Source organism: Nocardia grenadensis (assembly GCF_050942415.1).
GTDB lineage: Bacteria > Actinomycetota > Actinomycetes > Mycobacteriales > Mycobacteriaceae > Nocardia > Nocardia grenadensis.
This window is the reverse complement of the sequence record NZ_CP192054.1, coordinates 4,880,808-4,894,116: the sequence shown is the minus strand read 5'-3', so window position 1 is coordinate 4,894,116 and position 13,309 is coordinate 4,880,808. Positions and strand designations below refer to the sequence as shown.

Annotated in this window: 12 protein-coding genes, 1 pseudogene and 1 riboswitch; of the genes and pseudogenes, 3 read left to right on the top strand and 10 right to left on the bottom strand. The window is 67.8% G+C overall.

The genetic code is table 11. The annotated features are described in order from the left end of the window. The first annotated feature begins 188 nt into the window (after positions 1-188). Positions 189-788 carry a TetR/AcrR family transcriptional regulator gene (locus ACQPYS_RS22400; protein WP_433490718.1) on the top strand — a complete coding sequence of 200 codons (600 nt, stop codon included), beginning with the start codon at positions 189-191 and terminating at the stop codon, positions 786-788. A 234-nt stretch (positions 789-1,022) separates the two neighbouring features. Here the strand turns inward: ACQPYS_RS22400 and ACQPYS_RS22395 are convergent. Then, a pseudogene (locus ACQPYS_RS22395) lies at positions 1,023-1,127 on the bottom strand (dihydrodipicolinate reductase); the annotation flags it as partial. Between the two features lie 475 nt (positions 1,128-1,602). Here ACQPYS_RS22395 and ACQPYS_RS22390 point away from each other — a divergent pair. Beyond that, positions 1,603-2,058, top strand: a complete 456-nt coding sequence (locus ACQPYS_RS22390) for an NUDIX domain-containing protein (RefSeq protein ID WP_157107377.1) — start codon at positions 1,603-1,605, stop codon at positions 2,056-2,058. 284 nt (positions 2,059-2,342) lie between these two features. On the opposite strand, the gene ACQPYS_RS22385 is transcribed toward ACQPYS_RS22390, so the two are convergent. The 4 genes from ACQPYS_RS22385 to ACQPYS_RS22370 all read right to left on the bottom strand — a co-directional run bounded on the left by ACQPYS_RS22385 (position 2,343) and on the right by ACQPYS_RS22370 (position 5,361). Next, the gene (locus ACQPYS_RS22385) at positions 2,343-3,398 is read right to left on the bottom strand and encodes a PDR/VanB family oxidoreductase (protein ID WP_433490717.1); all 1,056 of its coding nucleotides are present in this window, start codon (positions 3,396-3,398) and stop codon (positions 2,343-2,345) included. A 100-nt stretch (positions 3,399-3,498) separates the two neighbouring features. After that, positions 3,499-3,831, bottom strand: a complete 333-nt coding sequence (locus ACQPYS_RS22380; RefSeq protein WP_433493103.1) for a DMT family transporter — start codon at positions 3,829-3,831, stop codon at positions 3,499-3,501. A gap of 2 nt (positions 3,832-3,833) precedes the next feature. Further along, complete coding sequence (locus tag ACQPYS_RS22375; protein WP_063039696.1) at positions 3,834-4,148, bottom strand: DMT family transporter; 315 nt, start codon at positions 4,146-4,148, stop codon at positions 3,834-3,836. A gap of 10 nt (positions 4,149-4,158) precedes the next feature. Then, positions 4,159-4,225: riboswitch (guanidine-III (ykkC-III) riboswitch) on the bottom strand. A gap of 56 nt (positions 4,226-4,281) precedes the next feature. Beyond that, complete coding sequence (locus tag ACQPYS_RS22370) at positions 4,282-5,361, bottom strand: DMT family transporter (protein WP_433490716.1); 1,080 nt, start codon at positions 5,359-5,361, stop codon at positions 4,282-4,284. Here ACQPYS_RS22370 and ACQPYS_RS22365 point away from each other — a divergent pair. Beyond that, complete coding sequence (locus ACQPYS_RS22365; RefSeq protein WP_433490715.1) at positions 5,360-6,808, top strand: PLP-dependent aminotransferase family protein; 1,449 nt, start codon at positions 5,360-5,362, stop codon at positions 6,806-6,808. The genes ACQPYS_RS22370 and ACQPYS_RS22365 overlap by 2 nt on opposite strands. Before the next feature lie 205 nt (positions 6,809-7,013). Here ACQPYS_RS22365 and ACQPYS_RS22360 read toward each other — a convergent pair whose 3' ends face one another. From ACQPYS_RS22360 to ACQPYS_RS22340, 5 genes are all read right to left on the bottom strand, one after another. Beyond that, positions 7,014-8,360 carry an FAD-binding oxidoreductase gene (locus tag ACQPYS_RS22360; protein WP_433490714.1) on the bottom strand — a complete coding sequence of 449 codons (1,347 nt, stop codon included), beginning with the start codon at positions 8,358-8,360 and terminating at the stop codon, positions 7,014-7,016. A 70-nt stretch (positions 8,361-8,430) separates the two neighbouring features. Beyond that, entirely contained in the window at positions 8,431-9,795 is a 1,365-nt protein-coding gene (locus tag ACQPYS_RS22355) for a hypothetical protein (protein ID WP_433490713.1), read from the bottom strand. A 48-nt stretch (positions 9,796-9,843) separates the two neighbouring features. Next, positions 9,844-11,142 carry a cytochrome P450 gene (locus ACQPYS_RS22350; protein WP_433490712.1) on the bottom strand — a complete coding sequence of 433 codons (1,299 nt, stop codon included), beginning with the start codon at positions 11,140-11,142 and terminating at the stop codon, positions 9,844-9,846. A 108-nt stretch (positions 11,143-11,250) separates the two neighbouring features. Further along, positions 11,251-12,291 carry an amidohydrolase family protein gene (locus tag ACQPYS_RS22345; RefSeq protein ID WP_433490711.1) on the bottom strand — a complete coding sequence of 347 codons (1,041 nt, stop codon included), beginning with the start codon at positions 12,289-12,291 and terminating at the stop codon, positions 11,251-11,253. After that, positions 12,281-13,045: a tryptophan 2,3-dioxygenase gene (locus ACQPYS_RS22340; protein ID WP_433490710.1), complete on the bottom strand. Its 765-nt coding sequence runs from the start codon at positions 13,043-13,045 to the stop codon at positions 12,281-12,283. Before ACQPYS_RS22340 ends, ACQPYS_RS22345 begins: the two co-directional genes overlap by 11 nt. Positions 13,046-13,309 lie beyond the last annotated feature (264 nt).

Here is a 13,309-nt window from a genome sequence, read left to right as displayed (position 1 = left end):
GGTCGATGGGGGCGAAGGGGCAGCGCCTCCTCCTTCGGCGTCGGTACCTGTGCGGCTTCCCCGTGCCGCGTGTACTCCACGGTGGGCACAAGAGCCTCCATTCAATCTTTGATGATGCTCATCATTAAAAATGAATAATGAGGGGTAACATTGAAAATGTCAAACACTGCCGACGCAGGAGGGCGGCCATGCCGCGGATAACCAAGGAAGACAAGGCCAGGAACCGGCAGAACATCGTCGAGGCGGCCGGGCGCATGTTCCGTTCGCAGGGCGTCGATGCCGTAGGGATCGCCGAACTGATGAAGGAGGCGGGCCTGACCCACGGCGGCTTCTACAACCACTTCGCGTCCAAAGGCGATCTGGCCGCCGAGGCGTGCGGTGCCTCGTTCAAAGCCTCTCTGGGCTTCCTGGACCAGGCCCTCGAGGAAGGCGCCGATCTCACCGGCCCACCGCTGAAGCGAGTGGTGGACAATTACCTTTCGGCCGCCCACCGCGATGCCTCGGACGGCGGTTGCCCCTCTGCCTCCCTGGTCACCGACGCCGGACGACACACCGACACGGTGCAGAGCGCCTACGCAACCGGCGTGGAGGGGTACCTCACCGGCTTCGCCGAAGAGTTCGCCCGCGAGCACGACGGGGAGATCACCTCACAGGAGGCGCGGGAGCGCGCGGTGCTGCTGCTCAGTCGACTTGTAGGGGCGATGGCCCTCGCCCGCGCCGTGAGCCACGTCCAGCCCGAACTGTCCGAGGAGATTCTGCGGATCTGCCGCGCCCACGCTCTCGACTGACGGCTTCGCGCCCGCCGGCCCTGCGTCGTTCCGTCCGGCGAGCCGCACGGTCACGGCATCGGCGCCACCCGAGTTGACGGCGGGCGGATGGTTCAAGCTGCGGCGCCCTGCCGGAAAACGATGGCGGTCTCAAAGGGTCAGCACATCACCGCTGCTCAGGTGTTCAGCGTAGGCCTCGGCAGCGCTGCGGTATCCGTGGACTCCGCAGGGCCGATGGTCGAGTTCGCGGGTGATGGCATCGAGGCCCACTTTCGCCGGTGTCCACGCATAGCAGCCGACGAGTTCGAGGGTGGGGTTCGCGACGAGGGCACGGACCGAGCTCTTTCCGGCATTGCCGGTCGTTGGACGACCCGATACCGATCATGCCGGGGCACCCGCTCGCATAGGGATGATTTCCGAATTTCGGAAATGGCATGCCCCGCTGCGACCTTACTGCGAACGCCGTGGCGCCCGCTTCGGGCGCGAGTTCGACCGTGGCCGCCGCTTCTGTAACAGCGAGGTGTCCGTCACAAGTGGATGTCACCGGAGATGGTCGCGGCGAGTGCGGATTCGTATCGGTCGCGGTGCCGGTGAGGGTATCGCCGGGAGATTGTTCGGACTCCGGAACGCGCTGGCGAGCAACCGGATTCACCGGCGCGATTCCCTCGGCGTGGACGCGTGTTCCTGCTACCGGATATACGCGGCCGGCCGGGCCGGAGCGCACTGTTGTGCAGCTCACTTCGGTTCATCCGCTGTCATCCGATGGTCACGACACGGTAATATCGAAGAGCTCGCCTACGGCGTGACCGAGGCGAGTCCGCCCGATCGAAGGTTGGTGAAACCGCATATGTCGGTATCCATGTTCGACGAGACCCTGCCGCGTGGCGAGCGGGACGGGGTCGGACTGCGGGTGGGTGCGATCGTCGACCGGGGTGGGGAAGTTCTCTTACTCGAACTGCCCAGTACCGGACCGATCAGTCCCACCCTGAAACTTCCCGGCGCAACCGTCGAACCGGGAGAATCGGTGACCGGAGCGCTCATTCGCGGGGTGCAGGAAGAGACGGGTTTGATCGTCACGGATGTCCGCCATCACATCGGCGATTTCGACTATCTGTCCCCCGCGGGGAAACCGGTGCGGCGATTGCACTTCGCCGTCGAGGTGGCGGCGACCGCGCCGGTGGTGCTGAGTGCGCACGCCGGGTACGAATGGGCGCCGCTCAACGGCGAGCTGCACGTCACCTCCTCGATCCAGAAGATCCTGGATACCTATCGCGAGTTGGTCTATCCCTGAACCGAGCGGGGTCGCCGGCCCGGCTTCGAACGGAATCCGTGCGTCGGCGTCCGGCGCGAGGTATGTCGCTTCTTCGGTGAGCGCACGGCGCGTCCCGGGCGGCGTGATGGCCGATCCTGTCGACGGGCGGACTGCGTCCGGGCGATGAGACATCAGCTGATCCCGTGCGAGTCGGCATCGAATTCTCTTGTGCGATAACGATATTCGAAATCCCAATTCGGGTGGCGTCCCGCATGCCGGCCGCAGGGGGTCCGGTAGTAGCCGGGGCATCCACCCGATCCGGCTCAGAGGTCGAGAACCAGTGCGCCGCCCGCCGCGCGCGATACGCAGGGCAACATATGGGTCGTGCGTTCGGATTCGGGGAGCGCCCGGTCGCGGTGGTCCACCTCACCGGCGAGCACCGCCGTCCGGCACGTACCGCAGAAACCCTGGCGGCACGAATAGGCGACGTCGGGGACGACCCGGCCGATCGCGGTGAGCGCGGTCTCCCGCGCGCCCACCCGGACCGTACGGCCCGTCCGTGCCAGGGTCAGGTCGAATTCCGCGCCGTCGAGTACGGCGGGCGCGGAGAACTGTTCGGTATGTAGGGAGCCGGTGGGATTGTGCTCGAAGATGCTGCGCCGGGCCGCGGCCAGCATCGGCGGCGGGCCGCAGACGTAGACCGCCGCCCCGGGCGGGGCGGTCGCGAGCAGTTCCGGGATATTCGGGGGACCGTATTCATCATCGGGGCGGATATCGGCTCCGGGTAGGTCCGCGACGAACGGCATGGTGGCCCGGGAACGGCCGGTGTAGATCAGCCGGCCGCGCCCACCCGCGGCCCGGACCATCGGCAGGATCGGGGTGATGCCGATACCGCCGGCGAGGAACAGATATGCCGGGGCCGCCACGAAGGTGAAGGCGTTGCGCGGGCCCCGGGCCCGGAGCGGGTCGCCGGGGCGGAGATCGCGGTGCATCTCCAGCGAACCGCCCGCGCCGTCGTCGATCCGCCGGACCGCGATCCGGTAGCGGAGCCGCTCGCGGGGGTTACCGCAGAGCGAATACTGCCGCAGCCGTCCGGACGGCAGGAAGAGGTCGAGGTGGGCGCCCGGTCGCCAGGCCGGAAGCAGCCCGCCGTCGGCCGCGCGCAGGTGCAATCCGCGGACTCCGTCGGCTTCCTCCCGGATATCGTCCACCACGAGCCGCAGGTCGAACCCGCTGCGGTGCACCGGGTTCGGACGGGACAGCAGCGGTGCCGCGGGTCCGGAGACGAAAATGTTCCGGTAGGCGTCGATGACCGCGCCGAGGACCCGCAGCGGCCGGGGTGCGACGAAAGCCGGGGCCCGGGTGCTCGGACTGACCATGCCGGTCAGCCTACAAAGCAACAAATAGGCTCGCAATGTTGAAAACCGTTGCCGTGGACCGACCTCCGCGCGGCGGAAGTACCGCCGCGCGGAGCGACCGCTACTCCTCCCGCTTCTCGTGCGGGAGCAGTTCCAGCCCGATGACCGCGACCACAATCCCGGTCAGGCACACCACCTTCGCGAGCGTGACCGTCTCGCTGCCGGTGATCATGGCATAGGACACGGTCAGGGCGGTGCCGACACCGGTCCAGACGGCATAGGCGCTGCCGATCGGAATATCACGCACCGCCCGGCCCAGCCCGAGCATGCTCGCCGCCAGCGCGACGAAGAATACGGTCGCCGCCACCGGTTCGGTCAGACCCGCCGATCTGCCGAGCGCGGTCGCCCAGACCGCTTCGCAGACAGCGCTGGCCAGCAGGATGATCCACGCCATGGTCAACTCACCGCCTTCAGGCCCACCACGGATACGATGAGCAGGGAGAGCAACAGCACGCGGGCGGTATCCGCGCGTTCGCGGCCGGTGACGACGGCCCACGCGACGGTCAATGTCGCGCCGGTACCCACCCAGACGGCGTAGGCGGTACCGGTCGGCAGATCGATCATCGCCCACGCGAGGCCGGCCATACTCAGGACAAGCGCCACGACGAACAGAACAGTGGGTTTCCATCGGCGGAAACCGTGCGAGGCCGACAGCGCGGCGGCCCAGACGGCCTCCAGCACCCCCGACAGCAGCAGGACGACCCAGGACATGACGAACCCTTCCGAGTCAGTCTTGTCGCGATGCGGGTACTGCTCCCTCGTCCGCGAGCCCGATCGCCGGGCTCCACTGCGGTAACGAACGGGGTGTGCGCCGGATTCCCGAGGGTGAGCGGAACCACCATGATCACCGGTCGGCCGACGCCGGCGCGGGATCCGATCGCTGTTCCGGCGCGCCCGGCGCGGCGCCGCGCCGGGCGGTGGCACCGGAAACGCGCTCGGGCGGTGGCACCGAGCCGCGCCGGAGCACACCGGAACCGAGTGGGCTTGCGGCATCCGGTGTGGGGCGCGCGAGCCGCGTACGCACCGCGCCGCCGGCGCACGCGATGACCGCGAGCGCGCCCAGTGCGGTCGACAAGGTCAGGGATTCGCCCAGGAGCAGCGCGGCCCAGCCGAGGGTCAGCACCGGCTGGACCAGCTGGATCTGGCTGACCTGTGCCATCGGACCGTAGGCGAGGCCGCGATACCAGGCCAGGAAGCCGAGGAACATGCTGACCACACCCAGGTAGGCGAACGACGCCCACTGTGCCGGGGAAGCGGTTAACGGCTGGGCAGCGACCGCGATACCGCTCAGCACGGCCATCAGCGGCGCGGACAGGACGAGTGCCCAGGAAATGGTCTGCCAGGGCCCGAGTTCGCGGGCCAGTAGTCCGCCCTCGGCGTATGCGGCGGCGGCCGCGACGACCGCGCCGAACAGCAGTAGATCCGGCCACTGGAGACCGGCGAACCCGCCCCCGTGGAACACCGCGAAGCCCACGGCCGCCACCGCTCCCGTCGCGGCGGCCCACCAGAACGCGCGCGGTGGTCGTTCCTCGGTCCGCAGTACCGCCAGGACGGCGGTGGCCGCCGGGAGTAGCGCGATCACCACCGCGCTGTGGCCCGCCGAGGTCATCGTGAGCGCGAAGCTGGTGAGCAGAGGGAAGCCCGCGACCACACCGGCCGCGACGACACCGAGCCGGATCCATTGCCGGCCGCGGGGCAGCGGCTGACGCGTCACGAGCAGTGCCGTGGCGGCCAGGAAGGTAGCGACGACGGCGCGGGCGGAGGCGACGAACAAAGGCGACATTCCGCCCTCGGCCACCGTGATCCGGGTGAGTGGGACGGTGAGCGAGAATGCCGCCACGCCCAGCAACCCCCAGGCCGGTCCGGTGCGAGTGGACGATAGCGGTGCGCGAGGCTGTCGAGTAGCGCTACTATGTTCCTTCATGTCCGACGATAGCAGTTCGCGGATCGTCGCGGACCTCCGCGCGTGGATCGCCACGGCCCCCGCCGGGGCCAGGCTGCCGTCCAGCCGCACCCTCGTCGCGCGGTACTCGGCGAGCCCGGTCACCGTCCAGAAGGCGTTGCGGGCACTGGTGGCCCAGGGGTTGGTGGAGAGTCGGCCCGGGGTCGGCACATTCGTCCAGACGGTGCGCCCGGCCCGTCCGGCCGACTACGGCTGGCAGACCGCGGCCCTCGGTACACCGCGGGGTCGGCGCGCCCGGATATCCACCGTCCTACGGACGGTGCCCAACGACCGGATCGCCCTACATTCGGGGTACCCCGACCGGGAACTGCTGCCGGTTCGCCTGGTCCGCGCCGCCTTCGCGCGGGCCGCGCGCGGCGATGCCGCGATCGGCCGCCCGCCGACCGCGGGGGCCCCGGAGCTGCAGAGCTGGTTCGCCACCGAGCTGGCGACGGTGACCCCGGCCGGGGTGCTGCCGCCGGTGCCCGGCGAGGTGATCGTGTTCGGCGGCAGCCAGAGCGGCTTGAACACGACCTTCCAATCGCTGGTCGGCCCCGGCCGGCCGCTGCTGGTGGAATCGCCGACCTACTGGGGTGCGTTGATGGCCGCCGAGCGAGCCGGGGTGCGGGTGGTGCCGGTCCCGAGCGGTCCGCAGGGTCCGCGGCCGGCGGAACTGGCCCGCGCATTCGAACAGACCGGGGCCCGCGCCTTCTACGCGCAACCTCATTTCGCCAATCCCACCGGGGCCCAGTGGGCTCCGCAGACCGCCACGCGGGTGCTCGAGGTGGTGCGCGAGTACGGTGCCTTCCTCATCGAGGACGACTGGGCGCACGATTTCGGTATCGATTCGGTGCCCGTCCCGCTGGCCGCGCGGGACGACAGCGGGCATGTGATCTATCTGCGATCGCTCACCAAGAGCGTCTCCCCGTCGGTCCGGATCGCCGCCGTGGTCGCGCGCGGGCCGGCCCGCGACCGGATTCTCTCCGATGCCCAGGCCGAATCCATGTACGTGAGCGGGCTGCTGCAGGCGGTCGCGCTCGATGTGGTGTCTCATCCCGGGTGGCGTACCCACCTGCGCGGTCTCGGACAGCGCTTGGCCATCCGCCGCGACCTGCTGCTGACCGCGCTCCGGGAACACGCCCCCGACGCGGTTCCGGAACTGGTGCCGCGGGGCGGGCTCAACCTCTGGGTCCGGCTACCCGAACACACCGATCCGGCCCGGCTGGTACGGGATTGCGAGGACGGCGGCGTGGTGGTGGCTCCCGGCGACGAATGGTTCCCCGCCGAGCCCACCGGCGCCTACCTCCGGATCAACTACTCCGGGCCGAATCCGGGCGCGTTCTCCGACGGTGCCCGGGTCATCGGCCGCGCGCTGGCCCGGCAGCATCCGAGCCGGCGGCCACCCGCCGTTACCGGCCCGGGCCGGTAACGGCGGGTGGCCGCCGGGTGGAGACGACGCCGCGGTAGACGGCCTTCCGTACCTGCCCGGTCGAAAAGCCAGCAGGGATTGATGACCGAAACCGGCCACCGAACTCCGCGTCATTGCCGGAACTACGCGGTGCTCTCGGATAGACGCGGGCATTGCGCGTCGCGAGCAGGTCAGTGGCCGGGGTGCGTGGGCGATCCGCGTCGGATCACCGGGCCGTCGGCGGGATGTTGCGGTTTCCGCGCAGGAGGTTGGTCGGGTCGTAGATCTGCTTGAGGGCTGTCAGGCGTTCGTATCCGGGACCGTAGGCACAGGCGATGCGGTTGTCCTCATCGTCGTCGAGGTAATTGGCATAGCAGGCATCCATCGACAATGGTTCCAAACTTTTGCTGAGCTCGCGAGTCCATACTTTGTGGGTCTCGTCTTGCTCGGGTTCGGTCCATCCGGCGATGGCCAGAAAGGAGTACCGGGCATCGCGGCCGTGGAAAGAGGTGGCGTCCGGGCGCACCGTGGCGATCGCGCCGCCGAGGTGTTCGAGGAAGATTCCGGTGAGCGGCGCGGTGATGCGTTTGCCCTGGTCGAGGATCAATTCGATGACCTCGTCACTCAGCTCGTCCAGGTAGTGGCTGCGGAGGTGGTATCGGGGGCCGTACGGAGTGCTGGTGTTGTGCAGGGCATGCAACTCGACGGCACTCGCTTCGCGCAAGGCATCGCGCCACGGCCGGCCTAGGCCGGTGAGCGCCTCGAGCGCGCGTTCGGCGTCGACGCGGGCACCGTTGAAGCAGATGCCGATGCTGGCGGTGCGGGTTCCGTCGAGGTTGACCTTGTAGTAGAAGTCGGTGACGAGTTCGTTCGGCGCGGTCGCGGTGATCTGCCGATAGGCCCGCAGGACGTCTCGTGCCCGCGTTACCGGGTAGGAGACGACCCCGACGGTGACTCGCGGGACGGTGTGCATACGAAGGGTGAGGGAGGTGACTACGCCGAAGTTGGCGCCGGCGCCGCGCACGGCCCACAGCAGATCCGGGTCGGTGTGCTGGTTGACGGTGCGGTGTGTCCCATCCGGTGTGACCATGTCGACTTCGATGATGTTGTCGCATCCGGTCCCGCAACTGCGCATCAACAGCCCGTACCCGCCGTGCAGCGAGAAACCGGCCACCCCGACGGAGGCGGACGCGGCGCCGGTTGTGGCCAGTTCGTACGGGACAGCCGCGGCCGCCAGCTCACCCCACTGGACGCCCGCGCCGAGCCGGGCGACCTTCCCGACCGGGTCGATCGTGACCTGGCGCAGCCGGGCGGTGGACAATACGATGCCGCCGTCGGGAACAGACCTGCCCGCGACATCGTGTCCGGCCCCTGCGACGGCGAAGGGCAACCCCGCGTCGTGCGCGTACTCGAGTGCTCGCCGGACGTCGGTTACGTCGGCGCATCGGAAGATCAGCGCCGGCTGCCGGTCGATGCCCTTCCAGATGAGGCGGGCGGCGTCGTAGTCCTGGTGACCGGGTGCCAGGACCTGGCCGTGGAACTCGGCGGTCACTTTTCCCAAGTTGGCGGCCATACACATTCTCCTGTTGCGGTAGCGGGTCGAAACATTGATGTTCGGGCCGGCCGGCCCGAGGGCGAAGCTGTCAGATGAGCGGCCAGACATCCGACTGCTGTGCGGGGAACAAGAGGGGGAGCAGCGTGCTGCCGCGAGTGGTTTGCAGGCGGCAGTCGGGGAAGGCGCGGGACAACTCGGCCCAGGTGGCGTGGCCGAAGATCATCTGGTGGAACATCTGCGCGGGCAGTGAGGCGTCCGATGCTCGTCGGCTGTGTCCTGGCCACGGCTCGACCGCGCTCAGCTTCCCGCTGTCGAAGGAAAATCGGATCCCGGCCCGATAGAGGTCGAGGTGGAGCTCTCCGCTGAAGGCCTCGGCCGCGGTACCGATCAGACGCTGCTCCAACACCGGCGCGATCTCGCGGAGTAGCGCTGCCACATCGGGTATGCGGAGGAACCAGCCTATCTCGGGCGGTCGCCGGATCAGCAGGTCGCCGAGTATGTCGTAGGCGGGGTGCGCTCGGCCCAGCCACAGCATGTAGCTTTCCGGCTCCCCTCGGTCGGGCAGGGTGAGTTGCCGGAGCACGCTGGGCACGACGTCGAACCAGGAAACCTCTGGTCCCAGTTCGAAGCGGGCGATCGATACCGCCGGCTCCGGGCACGGTAGGCCGGGCAGCCAGCCGGGAATGGGGAAGCTGGGGGTGCCGCCGTAGCCGAGCACCAGATACCCGACCGGTCCGCCGGTCGTCTCGATGATCAGTATCCGACTGTGCACCATACTGCCGACGTCGCGGCCGCACAGCTCATGGCGCCACTGCGCCTCGTCGCGGAGGCACGAGATGAGCCCCCTGTTCATCGCCCGAGCTTCGGTATCGACGAGGAACGCGATGTCGTCGACTGTTGCGGCTCGAATCGCGACCGGTTCACTGCCTTCGCGGACCGCGGGGAGCTCTCGAATATGCCCACCGCGACCGGCTCGTTGGGTGATCGCCGGGAGCAGACCGGTATCGCTGCGAAAAGACAAGATATCGGTAATGCCCTGGATCAGGTCCCCGCGCCATGTGCTCAGCTCGAGTAAAGCGGTCAGCTGTGTTTTCGACAGTCCGTGGCCGCGGTAGTCGGGTCGGGTGGCCGCCAGCTCCATGAGGCTGACACCGACGGGTACTCCCGCATACGACCAGGTTTGCGGAACCATCAGAAAACTGGACACCAGCTCGCCGTGTGGGTCCTGTACGACGAGCATGTCTTCGGTACCGATCGTGGGGTGGCCCTTGTCGAACAGATCCCGCTGCCAACGTCCGACGGTGGCGTTCGGTGTCCCGTCCGGCGCTGCGTGTACCGACGCCAACAGATCACCGAGCGCGTCCCGATCCTGCGGGACGGCGTGGCGCAACAGTAGCCCGTCCGAAAGCATCCGGGGTAGCTGCGCCGGGAGGTGCGGGTGCTTGTCGGGCATGGTTCCTCCAGTGGGTTCGGGCAGTCGGTAGTTCTTCCGGTCCGGCGGTCAGCCGTGGTGCGGGGCGGTGCGGTGCGGGCACGACAGATTCTCCGAACTTCTACGGCCCGAACGGTTTTCGATGGGTCGTCCCAGAGTGACCGGCAGAGTGTCCAGGCCGCGGACGTAGCCGCGTCGGCGTTCGGGCTCGCCGGCGAGCTCCATATCGGGGAACCGCCGGCTCAACTCGGCGAAATAGACCTCCAGCTCGGTCTGAGCGAGGGCATTGCCCAGGCACACATACGCGCCCCCACCGAAGGTCAACGGTCGCGGCCCGGACCGCCGGATATCGAATCGGTCCGGATCCTGGAACACCTGCGGGTCCCGGTTGGCGGCGCCCAGCAACGGCGCGATCACCGAGCCACCGGGCACAGTGACATCTCCGATCCGGATGAGCTCGTCGGTCACGCGAATCACTCTGTGCAGCGCGCAATCCCACCGCAGGGCCTCGCTCACCGCGCCCGCGGCCAGCGAAGGATCATTGCGCAGCAGGTCGTACTGGTCGCGGTCGGCCAGCAATGCGCAGGTGCCGGTACCGATGGTCAGCGTAGTGGTTTCGAAGCCGGCAGTGAACAGGAGAATGACCAGGCTGAGCAGTTCCTCTTCGTTGAGCCGGTCCCCGTCCTCGTCGCACGCGGCGAGCAGGCCGGAGGCGAGATCGTCGGCCGGGTGCTCACGGCGATACCGGAGCAGTTCGGTGAAGTATTCGCGCACCTCCACCATGGCGGCATTCGCGCGTGCCAGGGTCGTATCGTCGACCACCAGGTCCATCACCCGCAGGATATCGCCGAAAACCCATCGGAACCGGGGCAGATCGGTATCGGGCACACCGACCAGGGAGGCGATGACCGCGACCGGCAGCCGGAACCCGACCACATCCTGGAGATCCACCACGGTGTTGTCCGAGCCGTGTTCTTCGAGCGTATCGAGTAGCCCGGTAACCACCTGATGTATCGCCGGCACCAGAGAGTCCACCCGGCGCCGCGTGAACGCCTTGTTCACCAGTCGCCGGATCCGGGCGTGACTCGAATGGCCTTCGAACGGCAGGCTGGTGAAACACCAGACGGCCGCCGGATGCTCTCGCCAGTCGGGCATGACGCGGTCGTGCCAGACATGATCGGGAACCCGCACATGTGGGCTGCTCAAAGCCCGGTGGCAGTCCTCGTAGCGGGTGATCAGGTACATGTCCAGGGAATCGTCGAAGAACACCGGCAAAGAGTCGCGTAACCGAGCATAGGCCGGGAACGGGTTCGAGGGCGCGCCCGCGAGAGTGCGGACCGCTGCGGCTGCCTTATCCAGGTCGGACATCAGAACCTCTCGAGATCTGAGCAGATCGATAACACGGGGATGCGAGGGATATGGATAGGGAGCCGGACAGGTCTGCCGGCCCGGATCAGGAACAGTTCCACGGCCGACTCATCCGATCGAGCCGATGATGCTCTGCCCGGCCTTGAGGACAGCGCGCGCTTGTCCGAGGACGGCGGGGTCGGCAAGGGGGTCGCCGGGCACGACGCTCAGGTTCGCGGGGGTGCCGGGCCGCAGCGGTGCGCCAGTGATCGCGGCCAGCACATCGGCTGGGTTCAGCCCGGCGTCGGTGAGTGCGATGATCTCGCGGGCGTTCACGCCGGGAGGCTGCGGGCCGTTACCGAGATCTGTCCCGTACCGTACGACGCCTCCGGCGCGGTGGAAGCGGCGCAGGTTCTTCAGGGCGATCTCACGGTCTGGGGTGGGTTCGCCCCAGCCGTGGATGTCGATTGTGGAGATGATCGTTGTGTCGCGGGCCAGATCCGAGATGAGTTGGTCGTCGAGGGTTTCGGTCCACGGTGTGTGTGCGAGTACCCGCACCCCGGCCAGCTGGGCTCGCCGTGTCTGGCCGGGGCCCTGCGTATGCGCGGTGACCGGAATACGGTGGGCGCCGGCTTCGTGGACGATGCTACGCAGGGTGGCGTCGTCGACAACCGGGCCCGCCTGGGAATTGAGTGTGACCTTGATGGTGGCCGGGCGATGAGCGACCAGTGATCGGACCGCTCGGCTCGCGGCCGCTGGATTGTCGACTTCGATCGCGACCAGCGGCGGCGCCCACGGCTGCCGGGAAGGATAACCACCGGGGGCGGTGAGGAACGGTCCGGCGGCATGGATATGGGGTAGGCCGGGGTCGTGTCGTGCGCGCTCGACCAGCGGCCAGATCTCGGCGGGGGCCCAGCCCAGATCCATTATGGTTGTCACGCCCGCCGCCAGCAGTTCTTCCGGCCGGATCAGTGCGGCGTGTACGTGATAGTCGATGAGCCCGGGCAGCAGCACGCCCTCGATATGTGCGCAGCGCGCGCCGGCAGGGGCGGCCGAGAGCGGTCCGATCCAGCCGATCTCGCTTCCCCGCACACCGATGGCCGTGGGTCCGGCGAGTGCCCGCCCGCCCAACCATGCGGCGTCGGCGGTGAGGAGGCGATCAAACATCATGCGGCTTCACCAATTCGGGGAAATACAGCGCATCCAGCGTCCCGTTGAGGTACTCGGCGCCCGAGGTTCCTCCGGTGCCCGGCTGGTCGGCGAGGTGCTTTCGGACGATTTCGAGATGCCGTAACCGCCACTCCCGCAGATATGCGTCTATACCGGCGAGTTGCTCACAGATCTCGTATTCGACGCCGTGATACCCGGCGGTGTAGATGCTTCGGAAGATACCGAGCAATTCTGGGGTGGTGTCCCGGCCTCGGCGCCAATCCCGTTCGAGCAAACGCTTTTGCACCGGATGACCGCGCCGGTGCAGGTAACGGATCAGTTCGTCGAACAGACTCGGGCCGTCGGCATATTCCGGAGCGAGATCCCGCCATTCGGGATGCCGTTTCCCGAGTAGGAATTCCAACGCTCGATACTGTTCGGAATACATGCCGGACGCAGGACCGAGAAGCGGTCGAATCCGGTGAAACGCGGCGGGCGTCATGGTGTCGAGAACCAGCCATTGATTGTTCAGCAGCAGCAGTATCTGCTGTGCGCGAGCCAGCTTCGGCACCACGGGGGCGTCCTTGCCGAAAGCCTCGCGCGCCGCGGTCAGCTCATGTAAAAGGAGCTTGAACCACAGTTCGGTAGCTTGATGGTAGATGATGAACAGCATTTCGTCGTGCTGTTCCGGTTCGGTGCGCACTCGCTGGGCATCGAGTATCCGATCCAGGCCCAGGTACTCCACATAGGCCGCTCTGGCTTGGTCTTTGGTCATGGACCGGGCTCCGCTCATCTGGTTGGTGCCGCCTCGTGCGCGGGACGTACCGGGCCTGGACTCGGTGGGCTGCCGCCGGGGAGGTGAACCGGCGCACAGGTCTCGTTCGAGGGTTGTGTCGGGCTTCGCCACCGAGGTGAGTGAAACACAGCCGGCGACTGCACGCCGCCGATGCACTGCCCGGCGATCGGCGCGCACGTGAATGTAGCTCCCGAAACTCGGTCGAATCGGACAGGTGACTTCCCATGGTTGGGCATTGATGTG